General features: G+C 73.2%; 3 protein-coding genes and 1 pseudogene. All 4 read right to left on the bottom strand.

Features of this window, described 5'->3' with window-relative positions; translation table 11 throughout:
- A pseudogene (locus tag AC2W7A_RS10465) lies at positions 1-198 on the bottom strand (hypothetical protein); the annotation flags it as partial.
- Between the two features lie 42 nt (positions 199-240).
- Positions 241-1,482: a pyridoxal phosphate-dependent aminotransferase gene (locus tag AC2W7A_RS10460; RefSeq protein ID WP_485991300.1), complete on the bottom strand. Its 1,242-nt coding sequence runs from the start codon at positions 1,480-1,482 to the stop codon at positions 241-243.
- A gap of 81 nt (positions 1,483-1,563) precedes the next feature.
- Complete coding sequence (locus AC2W7A_RS10455; protein ID WP_485991299.1) at positions 1,564-2,733, bottom strand: glycine betaine ABC transporter substrate-binding protein; 1,170 nt, start codon at positions 2,731-2,733, stop codon at positions 1,564-1,566.
- A 126-nt stretch (positions 2,734-2,859) separates the two neighbouring features.
- Positions 2,860-3,342, bottom strand: coding sequence for an NUDIX hydrolase (locus AC2W7A_RS10450; protein ID WP_485991298.1), 483 nt, complete (start codon positions 3,340-3,342; stop codon positions 2,860-2,862).
- Positions 3,343-3,652: the final 310 nt, after the last annotated feature.

Raw genomic sequence — 3,652 nt, 5'->3', positions numbered from 1 at the left:
CCGGCACGGCGCGGCGAGCGCCGCCTTCCCCTCCGCCTTCTTGCCGTCGAAGCCGGGCTTGCCGCCGGCGTCCACGTCGGCCGGGTCCACCGGCTCACCGTCCGCGGTGCGTGCCCGCAGCGCTGCGCGCGGGTCCTCGGTCAGCGGGGAGGCATCCACGGAGAACCCCGTTCCGCCCTTCTCGTCCTTCTTGCCCACGTCGTGTTTCCCTTCGTCGTCCTCTCGGGGCGTCCGGGCCGTTCAGCCGCGACGCTCGCGCCAGTCCGCCAGGAAGTCCTCGAGCCGGTCCAGCGCCACGGCCAGGTCCTCCACGCTCGGCAGCGTGACCAGACGGAAGTGGTTCGTGTCCGTGTAGTTGAACGCCCCGCCGTGCGAGACCAGGATCTTCTTGGAGCGCAGCAGCTCCAGCACGAACGCCTCGTCGTCCTCGACCCCGTAGACCTCCGGGTCCAAGCGCGGGAAGAGGTACAGGGCGCCGTGGGCCGGCTGCACCGAGACGCCGGGCATGTCCGCCAGGCGCTTCTGGGCGAGGTTGCGCTGCTCCAGCAGGCGGCCGCCGGGCAGCACCAGGTCGTCGATGGTCTGGTAGCCGCCGAGGGCGATCTGGATGACGTGCTGGGCGGGCACGTTGGCGCACATGCGCATGTTGGACAGCAGCGTCAGCCCCTCGAGGAAGTCCGCGGCCCGGTGCTTCGGCCCGGAGACGGCCACCCAGCCGGAGCGGTAGCCGGCCACCCGGTACGCCTTGGACAGGCCGGAGAAGGTCAGGGTGACCACGTCGTCGGACAGGGCGGCGGCATTGATGTGCTTCGCACCGTCGTAGGTGATCTTCTCGTAGATCTCGTCCGCGAGCAGCATGAGGTTGTGGCGGCGGGCGGTATCCACCAGTCCCATCAGCGTGGCACGGGAGTACACGGCACCTGTCGGGTTGTTCGGGTTGATCAGCACGAGCGCCTTGGTGCGGTCGGTCACGAGGGACTCGATGTGCTCCAGGTCCGGCTGCCAGCCCTCCTCCTCCACACAGCGGTAGTGCTTGGCCACGCCTCCGGCCAGCGTGGTCGCGCCGGTCCACAGCGGGTAGTCCGGGGACGGCACGAGGACCTCGTCCCCGTCGTCCAGCAGGGCGGTGAGGACCATGGAGATCATCTCGGAGACGCCGTTGCCGATGTAGACGTCGTCCACGCCGATGTCCCGGATGCCGCGGGACTGGTAGTACTGGGACACGGCCACACGGGCCGGGTAGATGCCCTTGGAGTCCGAGTAGCCCTGGGCGTGGGACAGGTGCTGGATCATCCCCTGCAGGATCGCGTCCGGGGCCTCGAACCCGAACGGCGCCGGGTTGCCGATGTTCAGCTTCATGATCCGGTGGCCGGCGGCCTCCATCCGCTGGGCCTCCTCCAGGATGGGGCCGCGCACGTCGTAGCGGACATGGTGCAGCTTGGAGGACTGACGGATCTGACGCGGATCACCGGTGGAAGACATGGCCCCCATCTTCGCACCCGGCGCCGCGGCGTGTCTGCACGTGTCAGGCACGTCGTGGCGCACCCGGCTGTGCCGTCCCGGTCAGAACCAGCCCTGCTGCGGCACGACCCAGTCCTCGGGCGCCTCCTCCAGGCCGCGGTCCACCAGCCAGTAGTGCGCGGCGTCCTCCGGGCTCAGGGCGTCCGGCCCGGACACCAGCTCCTGCAGCTCGGTCAGCCCCTCCGCGTCCAGACGGTCCATGACCTCCCGGATGTCCTCGCGGGTCGCCCTGGGGATGTGCTCGGCCTGCCCGAGCACCGCCATGCGCCCCTCGGGCAGCACACGCCCGGAGTCCTCCAGCACCACCAGGTCGTTGCCCTGAACCGCCGGGTCGATGCCGTACGCCAGGCCCAGCTGGGCACGGTCGAAGACCAGGTCCCCGGTCACCGCGGAGAACGCCGGACGCCATGACCCCGGACGGCAGCCGGCCAGGCGGTCCAGGCGCTCCCGCAGCAGCCGCGTGCCCTCGGGGCGGGACTCGCTGTTGACGTCCACCCGCGCGGCCGCCGTCAGGGGCTCGCACAGCACGTTGAGGTCGTCGATCTTCTCCAGGTCCAGGCGCGCGGCGGTGGTGGCGGTGACCAGCGCGGTCAGGCGCAGCGTCCCCGCGGAGGGAGCGAACACGGTCACCTCGTCCGAGGCCGAGGCCGAGACCGCCGCCCCGGCGCTCGCGGACGCCCCGTCCGCCGGAGAGGTCGGATCTGAAGACGGGGACGCCGCGGCACGCCGCTGCTCCGCCTGCCGGGCCAGGTGCTCCTCGATCAGCCGGTCCACCCGGTCCGCACCCATGGCGGAGTCCCCGTTGGGCAACGGCGTGGGGGTCGGGCTCGCGGTCGTGCTCGGCTCGTCCGGGAAGCCGTCGCCCGCCTCTGCGGCGCCGGTCTCACCGCCGTCCGAGGCCTCCTCCTCGGAAGGGGACGGCGACGGCGAGCGGCCAGCGGACGGCGAGGGGTCCGTCGTCGTGCCTGCCCCGGAGGGGTCCGCGGACCCGTCCGCGGCGTCCGAGGGCTCGGCCGTGGGGGTCGGCTCCGGCGGCTCGGGCATGACCTCGTCCGGGGCCACCTGGAGCGCGTAGGCGAGGGTGTCCACCACGGCCACCGTGGTCTCGTCCGTGCGGTTCCACGGCTGGGGCACCGGGTCGGACTCGGCGACGTCGTGGCCGCCGTTGCGCAGATGCCGCTCCACCACGGCCGCCACGGCCTCGCTGATCACGGCGTCCGTGTGGGCGACCGCGATCGGGCCCCGCGGCTGCGGCCGGCCGGGGTTCCTCCTCCCCGATGCAGGCCGTCAGGGTCAGGGCCAGCACAGAGGCTGCGGCCAGGGCGCGCCCGGTGCGGCTCATGCGTCCTCCTCCGCCGGCAGGTGTCCGCCGAGGCGCAGCGAGCTGAGCAGCCACGGTGAGGTGGGCACGGAGTCCAGGTCCGCCAGCGGGAACCAGCGGGCGTCGTGGGAGGAGCCGTCCACCTCGGGGCGCAGGGTGCCGCCGGTGATCTCGGCGCGGTAGTGGATCTGGACGGTGAGCAGGTCCACGCCTTCACCGCGGATCCGCCGCTCCGCGGGGATCCGGCCGGTGGTGACGCCGAGCAGCTCCGTGAGCCGGCAGTCGTGGCCGGTCTCCTCGAGGACCTCGCGCACACAGGCCTGCTCGGGGGTCTCCCCCAGCTCGATGCCGCCGCCGGGCAGGGTCCAGAACACCTCGCCGGACGGGCTGCGCCAGGCCGAGAGCAGGACGGAGCCGTCCTGCACGATGAGCGCGTAGGCGCCGGCGCGCGTCTGGAAGGGCGGGGCCGCAGCGGGTGCGGTGCCGGTGGGCTGGGACACGTCGACTCTCCTGGGAGGGACTGCGGGGGCACAGGGTCGGACGGTCCCCCAGTCTACGGGCGCCCCGCCGTCCGGGCGCGCGGAGGCCAGGGGCCCGGCCCCGGGAGTCGGATCCGGGACACGGCCCGGCACGGGGATAATGGTGTGACTGCGGCGGCGGGTCCTGCGCCGCAGACCAGCAGCCGGCCGGAAGGAGAGTCCCACCGTGGAGCACCACGACGACAGCCCCTCGCCCGGGCCCGCACGAGCTCACCTCGCCCAGCGGCGCACCCGGGGCACCGGACGGCGGGCACGGCGTCCGTCCCGGAGG

The sequence above is a fragment of the Micrococcus sp. LASM2_SD2 genome (genome assembly GCF_057364565.1).
This window is presented reverse-complemented; position numbering and strand designations above follow the sequence as displayed.